Origin of the sequence: Catenovulum sp. 2E275 (assembly GCF_025515275.1) — a bacterium.
GTDB lineage: Bacteria > Pseudomonadota > Gammaproteobacteria > Enterobacterales > Alteromonadaceae > Catenovulum.
The window spans coordinates 25,610-38,791 of the sequence record NZ_JAOPFU010000007.1; the positions used below are offsets into that span (position 1 = coordinate 25,610).

Below are 13,182 nucleotides of genomic sequence, written 5' to 3' on the forward strand. Positions count from 1 at the left end.
ATAGAGTTAATTAACTCTTCAATATTAAGTTAACCAAGAGGTCACTATCATGATTAAAACAATTACTTTCGCAATTATGCACTTTTCAGTCGCTTTTACAGTTGCTTGGATTTTAACCGGAGATATTGTTGTAGGCGGTGTTGTTGCTATGGTTGAACCAGCCGTTAACACAGTTGCTTTTTACTTCCACGAAAAAGTTTGGACTCGTATTAAAGCTAAAGCACCCGCTCAAATAACACCTAAGGAAGCAGTATGTATTTAACTAAATTTGAAACTATGGATATAAACTTATTGTTGTCTATGGTGAATATGAAACTACGCAACGACTATGCAAATCTCGACGAGTTGTGTATTCAAAACGAAATTAATAAACAAAAGTTATGCGAGCGTCTAGCGCAAGCTAGTTTTGAATATCATCCAACATCTAACCAGTTTAGGTTGCAATCAGCATAAAAGTGGCAAGCGCAAATAAACTGGTATAGCTTGCTCCGGCAACTACACACAGCCAATTAAAGCTGGTAAATTTATGATTTGCCCAACCTGTTGGATCATGCTCAGTATAATTAATTACTTTTTGCATTTTCACTATTGGTAGCAATGCACACACCGCAGACAAAACACCTAACCAAGTTAAATAAAACACCCCAGAGCTAATCAGAGCCACTGCACTTATCGACAATAAAATACAAGCCGCAGCCAAATGCCATGCACTAAAGCTCATTCTCACTTTTTCTTGTTTTGCTTTATTTTGAATACAATTAAATAAAACTGGCAAATAAAAAAAGCTGAAGATAGCTCTAACCAGCGGATTACATTGCGCATATTTAGGATTATGTTGCTTTACCACACTCCAGTTTTTATAACTCCAATAAATCGTATAAAAACCAAATGTTATCATTAGTAAGGCAATTAACTTTTTAATTGAAACAACATAAAAAGTGTTATTAGCATGTCGCTTTTTATTTAAGCTATAAGCATGCGCTGGTGGAAAATAAGCGGTTTGTTGAGGCATAGTAATATAAAACCTTAAAGGATTTTAAAATCAAAAATAACAACAAAAAATTAACACAAAGATTATAAGCACAACATCTAATTTACTCAACCTAAAAAGACAATTCTAAAAGCTTCAACTTATCTTTATTTTTGATTAAAAAACCACCACCTTTGCTTGCAAAGCAAATTTAAATCTGTATAGTGCGCACTCCCAGCCAATGGCTTTTCCAGTAAGGCAGATGATCTGCCCATCCATGAAGCACAGCATAAGTTGCCTGCACATGAGCAAAAGTAAAAGTCGCGCTGGTTCGTCGAGGTAGTAACGCTGCCCGTGTAACTGGTTATTCTGCGTCTGATTAAACCTGAATACCACAGTAGTTTGAAAGTGAATGCCCGAACAAATAGCGAGCATAGTTAAAGCTACAACCACAACTGAAGACTGAGAGATGTTTCTCTTTATTCGAGATCCTTCAAGGGGATGTCTTCGTACGCGTTTACCTCAGTCATAACCTGGTGTTATAAGCACCAATTGATAGAGAATATATATGCAAAATAATGAGTCTACAGTTCTATTTAACGAACTGGGTTTACCTGCACCAATTTTACAAGCAATCGAAGCGATGGGGTTTACTCAACCAACTCCAATCCAAGCACAATCAATTCCTGCTTTATTAGCGGGTAACGATATTCTTGGTGAAGCTCAAACTGGTACAGGTAAAACCGCAGCTTTTGGTTTACCTTTATTAGCCAAGCTAGACGCCAGCGTACGTGAACCTCAAATGTTAGTAGTTTGTCCAACCCGTGAATTAGCGATTCAGGTTGCTGATGCGTTAACTGAGTTTGCCAGCCAAATTAAAGGTTTAAAAGTTGCTACGGTTTATGGTGGTCAATCTTATACGCCTCAAATTCGTGATTTACGTGCAGGCCCTCAGGTTGTCGTTGGTACACCAGGTCGTTTAATGGATCACATTGATAAAGGTCGCTTAAAGTTAGATAACTTAAAAGCGTGTGTTTTAGATGAAGCCGATGAAATGTTAAACATGGGCTTTTTAGAAGACATTCAATGGATTTTAGAACACGTACCAAGCGATACTCAAATGGCGTTTTTCTCTGCGACTATGCCACCGGCTATTCGTAAGGTGACTCAACAATTCTTAAAATCACCAGTGCATGTAAAAATTGCCGTGGTTAGAGAAGCCAAAGCCAATATAAGCCAACGTGCATGGCGTGTTAACCGCATTGGTAAAACAGCAGGTTTAGAGCGTTTGGCTGAAACGTTAGATTACGATGCAATGATCGTATTTGTGCGCACCCGTAACGATACTTTAATTTTAGCAGAGCACTTATTAAGCAAAGGTTTCCCTGCTGCTGCATTAAATGGTGACATGAATCAAAGCGACCGTGAACGTATTGTTGACCAGTTAAAAAATGGCAAAGTATCTATTTTAATTGCAACTGACGTTGTAGCCCGTGGTTTAGATGTACCAAGAATCAGCCATGTAATTAACTACGATTTACCAACTGATGCAGAATCTTATGTTCACCGAATTGGTCGTACAGGTCGTGCTGGTCGTAGTGGTGAAGCCATTTTATTTGCAAATAGCCGCGAAATGCGCAGCTTATTCCGTTTAGAGCGTGCAACTGAAGGCAAAATTGAAACATTTGAAATGCCAGATGCAAAACAATTGGGTCAAGTACGTATGGAACGTATGCAAACTCAATTAAAAGCAACATTCGAGAATCAGGATCTAGCTAAGTTCCGTGACGTAGTTGCCAGCTTTACAGCTGATAATGAATGGAGCGCAGAAGATTTAGCAGTTGCCTTATTATTCCAACAGCAATTAAAACAACCTTTATTCCCACAAGCCGATCCGGTTGATAATGGCCGTGACCGTAGAGACCGTGGCGATCGCCAAAATACCCGCGGTCGCGGTGATCGGTTTGAGCGTGGAGATCGTGGTGCTCGCCGTGGTGATCGCAACGAAAGAGGCGGTGATAGAGGTTCAAGAGCAGATCGTGGTCAACGCAGAAACCCAGGTGATTTTGATACTTTCCGTTTTGAAGTTGGACGTGAGCACGGTGTTGGCCCAGGCGATATCGTTGGTGCGGTAGCAAACGAAATTAACATCGACAGCAGCAATATTGGTCACATTAAATTATTTGATCAACACGCTTATGTTGATTTACCAAAAGGCATGCCAAAACCGGTGTTCCAAAAACTTCAGCAAGTTGCTATTCGTGGCCGTAAAACATCGCCATCAATCGCATCTGAAAAAGAAGTAGCAATGGCAGCTAATTCAGAGCGCAGAGCGCCTCGCGGTGAGCGTGGTTCACAAGCGCGTCGTGAGCGTCGTCCATTTAACTAAATATCAATTTAGTTAATATCAGACTTAGCTGATACTCAATATTAAAAAAGGCTTTCAATTGAAAGCCTTTTTTATATCAAAAATCATTTATTTCTCTATAACAAAGAAATAGTAGAAACGAATTTAAAGCGAAATCTCTAACACTTGTAATTCATTTTGATCATACATTTTTAAATTAAGACAGAAAAAGAGTTATGATGTAATTTCGGAGAAATGAGCAAAAGTAAGTTTCAATAAATCCTGTGGGGTGAGTTCAATTTCTAGGCCTCGTTTGCCACCACTCACAAACATGGTTTCAAGCTTTTGAGCTGACTGGCAAATAAACGTTTTAAGTCGCTTTTTTTGTCCCAGCGGGCTAACGCCCCCTAACAAATAACCGGTTGTGCGCTCAACATCAGTAGGGTTAGCCATGACTGCTTTTTTACTTCCGGCCGCTTTGGCAAGTAGCTTTAAATTTAATTGCTGATTTACCGGTAAAATTGCTACAACTAAGTCTTTAGTATCTAACTGAGCCAATAAGGTTTTAAATACATAAGCGGGTGCTACCGCCAGTTTTTCGGCCGCCTCTAAACCATAAGAGGCGCTGGCAGGATCATGCTCATATTGATGCAGATTAAATTTAATTTTTTGTTTTTGGGCAAGTTTGACTGCGGGGGTCATAGCTGCAAATATCTACTCTAAAACCTGACCGGCATGATGAGTTAATTCCTGCATTACCCGCTTTTTAATTTCAAGCTGTTCAGTGGCCGCAATGCCATAACGTTCAGCTAATAATTGATAATCATCGCCAGATAAAGACACAGTTAATCTTGGCCGTTTAGGCCGTTTAGTGACTGGCAACTCAAGTATTTTTCGGATTTGATCAGATGGGCCTAAACCTGCATCTAACGCTTCTTTTCTGATCACATATTGTAGTTTTTCGTCCATATCAAAAGCAACCTGAACCGCTTTGATTGCTTTGTTACTACTTGCCCATTTTTGTTTATCGTTTTTAGGGGTTGTCACTCGCCTCTCCTGGGTAAATCTCTACAATTTCAGATATTGGCAAATGAATCGTTAATAACACATCGGTATCGCCATCCTGCCAAACTTCAACTTCTACAGAAAATGACTCATCACTGCTGGTTAAACAAAAATAATCCAAAGCTTCGCTACCATCCTCTTCTTCCAGAGGGGGTTTACCCGGCCTAAAGTCCTGCTTATAAAAATAACCACGTTCAGCAAATTTACGTTGAAAATAAACTGGAGAAACCCAGTTCGCAAAATCGTGCTGCTCGTTTTGCAGTGCCAGTTCTGTATTGGTTGTTTCGTCAAAAATATCTGAAAATTGCTCTAAGTCAAATAAAGCTGAAACTTGATCGTGATTAATTTTAATTGAAACATTTAACCACTCTTCATCGTCTTGCAACACAGCTAAATATACCTGAGTATTACTTTGCCCAAGCAATACAAATTCAGTATAGCCAGTATGTTCAAACTGATAAGTATGTGTTTTTTCTACCCGAAAGCTTTGTTTCCGTAATAACTCTGGCAGGGCAAAAGAATCAGAAAAACCTATCACATCACCTACTTTCAATGCTTTGGGATGCGATACCTGCCTGCTTTCGGTTTGTGTATCTTTATTGGAGAACCAGCGACTAAACAAGCCCATTTTTATTCCTAATTAAAGCAAACGCTATAAATTATTAAAGTATACCCTATGTCATTCAAGATGCGAGAGAAGCTTGCTTTAAAAGCTTAGCTTTACAAAACATTTGGGCTTTTCTGAATTCATCCAGAAAAGCCCAATACAGTTCATCATTCGCAATATGCTGTACCATTGGATTTTTACGATAAGTTAAATCAATGTACAGTCGTGATTTTATTGCTGCTGTTTCGCTTTAATTCTGTCTAATACAGAATTAGCCGATGAAGCTTGATCACCAATCCCAGCCGCTTTTAATTTAGCTTCTAACGAAGCATCGCCAGATTCAGCTTCTAACTGCTCAGATGCTTTTAATCTGTCATCAAAATTTTGCTGTTTAGCTTTAATGCGCTCTAACGACTCTTTCGCATTTAATAACTTACTATTACCAGAAACAAAGTTATCGGTAATAGCAGCCGTTGCTTTGTGCACGCTGTCAGTTGTTTTAACCACACTTAACTGGCGTTTGTAATCAGCAACCTGACGCTCAGACTTTTTAATTAACTCTTTTAAACGAGCAACACTCGCGGTAAAGTTTTCAAGTGCACTTTGCTGAGCGCTTAACTCAGTTTCTAAACTCGCTACTTTTTCCGCTACTTCTAATGCTAATGCTTCATCACCTTTATTTAAAGCTTGTGCAGCATAACCTTCGTTTGTGCTGATTTCACGCTGAATACGTTCAACTTCACGTCCGGCTTGCATTTGCTTCGCCATCACATCGGTTAAATCGCGTTTCGCTTTGGTTAAATGATTTTCCGCATCTCGTATTTCTTGTTCAAAAATACGAGTTGAGTTTGCATCAACAATGGCTTCACCAGCTTCGGTTACACCACCGCGGATCGCTGTGATAATTTTTTTAAAAATACTCATGGTTTAATACTCCGCCGGTTAAACTAAAAATTCACTAAAGTCGTCAATCACATCAATCGCATTGTCGCTTAAAACTGCCAACTCATGCTCAATTTCAGCTAAGCTGGAAGTAATCGCCAAAGCGCCAAAAACGGCATATTTATCATCAATTTTTGCAAATGAAGACAAAGGCATTGGCATATTCATTTCTAACATGGTTTCCATCATTGCCAGACGTTTGTCTGTTACAATTTCAGATTCGTCCCATAAATAAGTAATACATAAAATTTGATCATCAGTAACCGATACAAAAATGGGCAATTCTTCGCGTCCGATAATACTGATTTGCAGTACGTCAACTTCACCCGCAATTGGCTGGCAATCAAAGCTGTGACCAGTGACAGAGCCATCGCCCAAATCATTTAGATACTGCGCTATCTTATGAATATTCATTTTTTTCCTCTGTTAGTCTGTATTAAATTACCTAAACTCTGAATCATAGTAACTTGCAAAGTTCCGGCAAATAACAAGACATAAAATGTCTACGCTCTAACTTTAGCCAAAAGACATAATATGTCAACCTTTAATTTGTTTAATTTTGAATCAGTTTGATTCTGTTTTCCCCGATGTAATTCTGCCGCGTTCGGTTTGCCACGCATTAAAATGATATTCAAACAAAACTTGCGATCCTAACTGGTTCACTTTAATTGTTTGATAGTCATCATAAAAATGAGCCGGAAACTCAAAACTAGCTTGAATAATGTTAGCGGTTATCCAGTTCATTCCCTGTGGTAATGTAGAGTTTTGTTGCAGCCTTTGCCTTGCTGATAAACCTTGCTTCACCCCAATAGTCCAACCCCATTCGCCAAAACTCGGCACATTTTGATGATATTGCTCAACCGAGCTAAATCCAGCCTGCTTGAGTGTTTTACCAATAGCAATAAACGCCTTTCTGGCATGATAAGGTGAGGTTGACTGAATAACCAAAGCACCGTCAGCATTTAATAGCTGATTCAGCCTTAAATAAAAGTAATTAGTATAGAGTTTATTTAAATCAGGGTGATTTGGATCGGGCAAATCGACAATAATCACATCATAATTTTTGCCATCTGCCAGTAATTTATCAACCGCATTAAATGCATCATCTATTTTAATATCTACTGTCGGGTTTAAAAAAGCAGAGCCGGTTATGTTTTCAATGCGTTTAGCAAGCCTTGGTTTTAAATGCGCCTGCGGATGAGTAAATAGATCAACAACCTGATCATCTAAATCAATCAGTTCAATCGAATCAGGCTGCCACTTTAATATTTCACGAACCGCTAAGCTGTCACCGCCGCCAATCACCAAAATATGCTTTTGTCTGGCAGCAGCAGCCATGGCCGGATGAACCAGCATTTCGTGATAAATATGCTCATCTGCCGACGAAAATTGCAAACGCCCATTTAAAAATAAATTCACCACTGACGGAATTTCAGCACCTAAATAGCGCTCGGTTAACACCACTTGCTGAAACTGAGTTTGGGTTTGATAAACTGCTTTATCCAGATACAGCATATCGGTAAAGTTTTGCATCCAGCGATCACCAGATTTAGCCAGCATTAAAATAATCGCTAATAAAATAAAATGAAAAACCGCCAATACTTTTTTAAAACCAATATGCGGCCAAAATACAATGAGCACAATTAATCCGGCAATCCAGTTTAAACTGGCTGTTAATACCGCGGCCTGATTAATCTCCAGCGTCATCATCCATAATACCCAAATAGCAGCCCCAACACCGGCACCAATATAATCGGCGCCATAAATAGTGCCGGCATTATGAGTTAAGTGGCGCTGATATAAATGCTCGCGAACACGGGCAATGAGCGGAATTTCCATGCCGATAAACAAGCCTAAAATAGCGGCAAAAATATAAGGGCTATAACGCGAAAATTGATAAATGCCTTGCATAAACCCGCCTCTTGGCAAGGCATCGGCAGGAATACCATAAGTATCGGCTAATAATTGAGGCAAACTAAAACTAAACCCCACCATAGCCGCAATCATTAATACCGCACTACAACCAATCAACGCGATGATGCTTTCGAGCCAAGCAAATCCGGTATAGGCATTTTTTATTTTACGGGCAGCAAACGAGCCTAAACCCATAAAAACAATCATTAAACCTATGGTGGTATAAATGGCATGCTCAACCGCACCTAATACCCGACCAGCATAATGAGACAATAAATATTCGTAAATTAGGCCACACCCGGCAAGTATGGCCATAATAGAAATGATAAGCGCATCCAATAAAAACAGGCGCTTATTAGACAGGTTATTTTGCATTATTGGTTTAAATATAAATTAAAATATTACGCCATTAATGCAGTTAAAATTAAGGCGATAGAAACCACAATAGCAAACTCCGCTGCTGCCACACCTATATTATCCTGCTTATCAACTTCGGCGCTGGTGTCTATCCCGATTAAAATAATTCTTCTGGCAATTTTGTTTAATACAAAAATTAAAATCGTCATTACCAGCGAAATGCTAAACCAGCCAATTAGGTTAGTCACAATACTGGTTGGCTCGTAAATTAAAAAATAACTTGCCGCTTTTACCGCAAAAGCCGTTGCCAGCATGTGGCCGGCATGACGAATGGCCACCGCGATTTGACCATTTTGCAAAGCTTCCTGAAACGAGGCATTTTGATTATTACGAGCATAATTTTTTTCTCTAATCCGGGTAACCGCAACTAATACAGTTTGCGACACAGCAAAGCCGGTTAATACCGCAACTAAAGTGTAAATATTAATGCCTTCAACCCATAATAAAACCGAACGAATAATAATAGCCGTCGCAATCACCGCAGCGGCATCTACTATTGCGACCGCCACGTTTTCAGCCAAAATGGCTTCAACTTTATTAATTCGATTTAATGAGATTTTATCGTGAATATAACGGCCAATTTTAATTAAAATTAACCCCACCAAACCGTATGAAGCAACCCCAACGGCTTCCGTTAAATAACTATTGGCAGACTCACCCGTTATTGCGCCGGTTAAGACAATCCCCATCGCAATAATGCCACCAGCCATGCTAATACCAAAGGCAAAGTTATCTTTTTGCGATAGCTCTTCGGTTGAATTTACCTTTGCCCACAAGCCTGACACTAAGCGCATTGCCGACAACAAAACAATCGCAATTGCTAAATCAATTGCTAATAAAGTAATCAGCTCAGGTCTGATATAACTAAATACATTTAAACTATTCATTGTTTCATCCATTTGTTAATTATTTACCGCCAAAACCGCCACGGCTAAAACTGCTTGAGCTACTACGAAAACTTGAGCTGCCAAAACTTGAAGACTTTTTAGGGGTAGACCCTAACCCACTGCTTGGTTTTTTCTGATAACTGCTCTGGAATCTTTTAGTGGCACTTTGTGCTGTTCGACTTGCCGATGAAACACTGGTTGCACCGGTTCGGTTTTTAGCATAAGCGCTAGAAAACTTTTGCCCTGAGAAAGACTTTTTCGCTTTTTCTTCAACATTATATTGCTTGCGAATTTGATTAGGGGACGAATAACGATAACGGCCATAATCATTATAATAACTATAATCGCGTCGCCCTGCCCAGTCGTGATAATTCACCCGGCCATAACTGGTTAGGTTGCTGAATAAAGCATACATGCCGTACCATTCCCAAAACGACATACCGTTACTACCGGTTGACCATTGCCCATAAGCAGGGTTGCCCACTAACTGGCTGCCAGCGCCAAAATCTTCGGCCTGATTAGCCTGCAAACTGGCCGCGCGGCTCACCGCATTAACTCTAGGCAATTCACCACCACTTAAATCAGCTAACACATTAAGCGGATCAGATAACGCGTCATTAAATAACTCGGGACTGGCTGCTTCGTAAATATTTTCAAGCTCCGCCAAGCGCTCCTCTTTAGACTGAAATAACTGCGGCTGTTGTGCAGCGCTTTGATATCTGTCTAACAAACTGGTGTACAAAGGGCCAGAGGTTGTCGCATCTCGTGCCATTTCATTTACTATGGTTTGCATTTGTGGTTTTTGATTTTGCAAATGCGCTGCATATTGTTTGATTAAATTTGCATTGCGGATCTGGCCGGATTCAATTCGCTGAGCCAGCTTTTGAATCTGCATTTGCGAAAATTGGATCTGATTTTCTATCTTGGCATCTAAAGGATCACTACATCCCCAAATTCCTAATAAGATGAATAAGATCAAAATTTGGCGAATCAGTGTTGCGCCCATACTATCCCCTGTTTTTTTATTGAGATAATGTTATTTTTTACGTACTGTACAGAGCCAAACTCTGTAGTCAATAATCAATCACAAGCAATAACAATTAAAGGTACAAGCCTATGGCTTCAAAAATAACCAATTTATTCACTCCTTGTGCCACGCATCTATCTGAAATGCCAGCAGAATTACAACAAGCAGCGGAACAAGCCTGGCAAAAAATTATATATCGACATAATCAATTTGAACAGCTTAGTCCTAAACTACAGGAAAAAATAAAATGGCACTGTGCGCTCAGCGATTTTATTTGTGACGCGATTTTAGCCGAACCCGACTTTATCTTAGAACAGTTAAATAACCCGTTATCGCCCGAGCAGCAGTTTAGTCAGGCAAAACAAGATTTTGTTCAAAAATGCCAGAATATTAATGATGAAAACAGCTTACATAAAGTTCTGCGCAAATACCGCAAACAACAAATGATGTGGATTGCGTGGCAAGATTTTAACGCAAGCATTAATTTAGATCAGGCATTTGAATTTATTTCTGATTTAGCCGATCAGCTCATTAGTCAGGCATTAAACTGGTTATATCAAAATTTATCATCCACCTTTGGTACCCCAACCAGCGCAGCAATTGACGATAATACGCCGGGGCAAGAGCAGCCATTTTTTGTATTGGGTATGGGTAAATTAGGCGGTGGCGAACTGAACTTTTCATCCGACATAGATTTAATTTTTTGTTACCCAGAATCAGGCCAAACTCAAGGCGCAAACCGCAGTTTAAGTAACCATGAGTTTTTTACCCGTTTAGGCCAAAGGTTAATTAGCTCGCTGCATCAGGTCACTGTAGACGGATTTGTTTACCGAGTTGATATGCGTCTGCGCCCTTATGGCGACAGTGGCCCTTTGGTTATGAGCTACAACATGCTTGAAGATTATTATCAGGAACAAGGACGCGACTGGGAAAGATACGCAATGCTAAAAGCGCGCGCCATTGTCCCTGAACAATGGCAAAACCATCCTGAGTTAGATTATTTAAATCAGTTAATTCGCCCATTTGTTTACCGCAGATATATTGATTTTTCCGCGATAGAATCATTACGCAAAATGAAAAAATTAATCGCACAGGAAAACCGCCGTAAAGGTTTGCATAACAATATCAAACTGGGTGAAGGTGGCATTCGTGAAGTAGAGTTTGTGGTGCAGGCATTTCAGCTTATTCGCGGTGGCCGCGAACCTGAGTTAAGAACCCGCTCAACCCGCAAGGCGTTAACCCGCTTATTAGAAGCTGGCGAACTAAACCAGCACGAAATTGATTTATTGACCGACGGTTATTATTTTTTACGAAAAGCCGAGCATGTTTTACAGGCAATTGGCGATAAACAAACGCAAACCTTACCGGAAAACGAACTGGATAAACACAGGCTGTGTTTTGCAATGGGATTTAACGACTGGGATTCGTTTTATCAGGCATTGAGTTTACGCATGAGTCAAATTCATCAAATTTTTAATGATGTAATTCGTGATGAAAACGAAGATGACGAAGAGTCAGTTAATTTTGATTATTGGATTAATAACTTAAATGACGAAATTGCGATTGAACAACTCACGCAGGATTACCCTAATTTAGATGCTCCGGCTTTTTGGCAGCAAATAAAAGATTGCCAGCAACACACTGAAAAACGCGCAATTGGGCCAAGAGGCGCAGAGATAATGAATAAACTCATGCCTCGCTTAATTGAGTTATGTTTGCAAGCTCAAGAGCCAGTAACCACTTTATCACGAGTTCGAGAACTCATTGTCGCTATTTGTACCCGCACCGCTTATTTAGAGCTGCTATACGAAAATCAGGCAACCTGTAAACAACTATTAATTTTTTTACAAGCCAGCCCGTGGATTGCACAGCAACTTAATAAACAAGCTTTTTTATTAGACGAACTGCTTGATCCGCGTCAGCTTTATCGCGAACTAGACGCCAACCAATATAAACAGGATTTACGCGAGCGTTTATTACGGATTGAAGAAGACGATTTAGAGCAACAAATGGATGCGCTACGCCAATTTAAACATGCCTACCAATTACGAATTGCAGCGGCAGATGTGATGGGCTATTTACCATTAATGCAGGTAAGTGATCATTTAACTTGGCTGGCTGAGGCAATTTTAGAACAAGTCGTTAACCTTGCGTGGTGGCATGTGGTGGATAAACACGGCGCGCCAGAATCACTCAATGGCGGAGATAAAGGATTTGCCGTATTAGGTTATGGCAAATTAGGCGGGCTGGAATTTGGTTACGGCTCTGATATGGATTTGGTGTTTGTTCATAACCGCAGCAGCGACGAGCAAACCAAAGGCGAAAAATCGATAGGGATCACCCAATTTTATATTCGTCTTGCGCAGCGAATTATGCATATTTTTTCAACTCAAACACCGGCAGGTATTTTATACGAGTTAGATTTGCGTTTACGTCCGTCTGGTAATTCCGGCTTATTGGTCGCAACCATTAATGGTTTTAAAAATTACCAACAAGAAGAAGCTTGGACATGGGAGCATCAGGCATTAATCAGAAGCCGCGCAATTGTTGGTGACGAGGATTTAGTTGACGCGCTCAACCAAATTCGTAATCAAATTCTGACTAAAGAGCGGGATTTAACCAAATTAAAAACAGATGTGACCGAAATGCGCAGTAAAATGTTCAGCCATTTAAGCCAAGGCAGCGAAGGCTGTTTTGATTTAAAACAAGGCCGAGGCGGCATTACCGATATTGAATTTATCACCCAATATATTGTTTTAGCTTACTCTCATCAGTATCCGCAGTTAACCAAATGGTCGGATAATATCCGAATTTTAGGTGTTGCTGCCGAAGTTGGCGTGATCAGCGAAGCTGAAGCAGACAGCTTAATTGAAGCCTACAAGCAATTTAGAAATGAAGGCCATAAATTAGCACTAGCACAGAAAAAAGTCGTAAGCGAAATTGCACCATTTACCGAGGCAATTGAGCAAGTTCAGGCCATTTGGCACAGATTATTTGAGGTTTAAT

Annotated in this window: 13 protein-coding genes; 4 read left to right on the forward strand and 9 right to left on the reverse strand. The window is 40.0% G+C overall.

Going from position 1 to position 13,182, the window contains the following annotated elements; genetic code table 11:
• Positions 1 to 49 precede the first annotated feature (49 nt).
• Positions 50 to 262 carry a DUF2061 domain-containing protein gene (locus N7931_RS05855; RefSeq protein WP_262792613.1) on the forward strand — a complete coding sequence of 71 codons (213 nt, stop codon included), beginning with the start codon at positions 50 to 52 and terminating at the stop codon, positions 260 to 262.
• Positions 253 to 453, forward strand: coding sequence for a DUF4250 domain-containing protein (locus N7931_RS05860; RefSeq protein ID WP_262792614.1), 201 nt, complete (start codon positions 253 to 255; stop codon positions 451 to 453). The genes N7931_RS05855 and N7931_RS05860 overlap by 10 nt, the downstream gene beginning before the upstream one ends.
• On the opposite strand, the gene N7931_RS05865 is transcribed toward N7931_RS05860, so the two are convergent.
• On the reverse strand, positions 434 to 1,012 hold the full coding sequence (locus N7931_RS05865) for a hypothetical protein (RefSeq protein ID WP_262792616.1): 579 nt from the start codon (positions 1,010 to 1,012) through the stop codon (positions 434 to 436). The genes N7931_RS05860 and N7931_RS05865 overlap by 20 nt on opposite strands.
• Before the next feature lie 526 nt (positions 1,013 to 1,538).
• On the opposite strand from N7931_RS05865, the gene N7931_RS05870 reads away from it, so the two are divergent.
• Positions 1,539 to 3,359, forward strand: coding sequence for a DEAD/DEAH box helicase (locus N7931_RS05870; RefSeq protein ID WP_262792617.1), 1,821 nt, complete (start codon positions 1,539 to 1,541; stop codon positions 3,357 to 3,359).
• A 192-nt stretch (positions 3,360 to 3,551) separates the two neighbouring features.
• On the opposite strand, the gene ybaK is transcribed toward N7931_RS05870, so the two are convergent.
• From ybaK to N7931_RS05910, 8 genes are all read right to left on the reverse strand, one after another.
• The gene (gene ybaK, locus N7931_RS05875; protein ID WP_262792618.1) at positions 3,552 to 4,019 is read right to left on the reverse strand and encodes a Cys-tRNA(Pro) deacylase; all 468 of its coding nucleotides are present in this window, start codon (positions 4,017 to 4,019) and stop codon (positions 3,552 to 3,554) included.
• A 12-nt stretch (positions 4,020 to 4,031) separates the two neighbouring features.
• Positions 4,032 to 4,364: a hypothetical protein gene (locus tag N7931_RS05880; RefSeq protein WP_262792620.1), complete on the reverse strand. Its 333-nt coding sequence runs from the start codon at positions 4,362 to 4,364 to the stop codon at positions 4,032 to 4,034.
• Positions 4,351 to 5,010, reverse strand: coding sequence for a hypothetical protein (locus N7931_RS05885; RefSeq protein WP_262792621.1), 660 nt, complete (start codon positions 5,008 to 5,010; stop codon positions 4,351 to 4,353). Before N7931_RS05885 ends, N7931_RS05880 begins: the two co-directional genes overlap by 14 nt.
• Before the next feature lie 210 nt (positions 5,011 to 5,220).
• Complete coding sequence (locus N7931_RS05890) at positions 5,221 to 5,913, reverse strand: PspA/IM30 family protein (RefSeq protein WP_262792622.1); 693 nt, start codon at positions 5,911 to 5,913, stop codon at positions 5,221 to 5,223.
• Between the two features lie 18 nt (positions 5,914 to 5,931).
• A complete protein-coding gene (locus tag N7931_RS05895) occupies positions 5,932 to 6,345 on the reverse strand; it encodes a YjfI family protein (protein ID WP_262792623.1) in 414 nt (137 codons plus the stop codon).
• A gap of 150 nt (positions 6,346 to 6,495) precedes the next feature.
• Entirely contained in the window at positions 6,496 to 8,220 is a 1,725-nt protein-coding gene (locus tag N7931_RS05900; protein WP_262792624.1) for a polyamine aminopropyltransferase, read from the reverse strand.
• 26 nt (positions 8,221 to 8,246) lie between these two features.
• Positions 8,247 to 9,149, reverse strand: a complete 903-nt coding sequence (locus N7931_RS05905) for a DUF350 domain-containing protein (RefSeq protein WP_262792626.1) — start codon at positions 9,147 to 9,149, stop codon at positions 8,247 to 8,249.
• A 19-nt stretch (positions 9,150 to 9,168) separates the two neighbouring features.
• Positions 9,169 to 10,155 (reverse strand): hypothetical protein, encoded by a 987-nt coding sequence (locus tag N7931_RS05910; protein ID WP_262792627.1) that lies wholly within the window; start codon positions 10,153 to 10,155, stop codon positions 9,169 to 9,171.
• Between the two features lie 110 nt (positions 10,156 to 10,265).
• Between N7931_RS05910 and glnE the strand changes: the two genes are divergently transcribed.
• Positions 10,266 to 13,181: a bifunctional [glutamate--ammonia ligase]-adenylyl-L-tyrosine phosphorylase/[glutamate--ammonia-ligase] adenylyltransferase gene (gene glnE, locus N7931_RS05915; protein ID WP_262792628.1), complete on the forward strand. Its 2,916-nt coding sequence runs from the start codon at positions 10,266 to 10,268 to the stop codon at positions 13,179 to 13,181.
• The last annotated feature ends 1 nt before the right edge of the window (position 13,182 follow it).

What these genes read in the sequence shown, in the direction of transcription:
- N7931_RS05860 (WP_262792614.1), top strand. Translation starts at nt 253, where the DNA reads ATGTATTTAACTAAATTTGAAACTATGGATATAAACTTATTGTTGTCT.
- N7931_RS05870 (WP_262792617.1), top strand. Translation starts at nt 1,539, where the DNA reads ATGCAAAATAATGAGTCTACAGTTCTATTTAACGAACTGGGTTTACCT.
- N7931_RS05905 (WP_262792626.1), bottom strand. Translation starts at nt 9,149, where the DNA reads ATGAATAGTTTAAATGTATTTAGTTATATCAGACCTGAGCTGATTACT.
- N7931_RS05865 (WP_262792616.1), bottom strand. Translation starts at nt 1,012, where the DNA reads ATGCCTCAACAAACCGCTTATTTTCCACCAGCGCATGCTTATAGCTTA.
- N7931_RS05900 (WP_262792624.1), bottom strand. Translation starts at nt 8,220, where the DNA reads ATGCAAAATAACCTGTCTAATAAGCGCCTGTTTTTATTGGATGCGCTT.
- N7931_RS05885 (WP_262792621.1), bottom strand. Translation starts at nt 5,010, where the DNA reads ATGGGCTTGTTTAGTCGCTGGTTCTCCAATAAAGATACACAAACCGAA.
- glnE (WP_262792628.1), top strand. Translation starts at nt 10,266, where the DNA reads ATGGCTTCAAAAATAACCAATTTATTCACTCCTTGTGCCACGCATCTA.
- N7931_RS05855 (WP_262792613.1), top strand. Translation starts at nt 50, where the DNA reads ATGATTAAAACAATTACTTTCGCAATTATGCACTTTTCAGTCGCTTTT.
- ybaK (WP_262792618.1), bottom strand. Translation starts at nt 4,019, where the DNA reads ATGACCCCCGCAGTCAAACTTGCCCAAAAACAAAAAATTAAATTTAAT.
- N7931_RS05895 (WP_262792623.1), bottom strand. Translation starts at nt 6,345, where the DNA reads ATGAATATTCATAAGATAGCGCAGTATCTAAATGATTTGGGCGATGGC.
- N7931_RS05890 (WP_262792622.1), bottom strand. Translation starts at nt 5,913, where the DNA reads ATGAGTATTTTTAAAAAAATTATCACAGCGATCCGCGGTGGTGTAACC.
- N7931_RS05910 (WP_262792627.1), bottom strand. Translation starts at nt 10,155, where the DNA reads ATGGGCGCAACACTGATTCGCCAAATTTTGATCTTATTCATCTTATTA.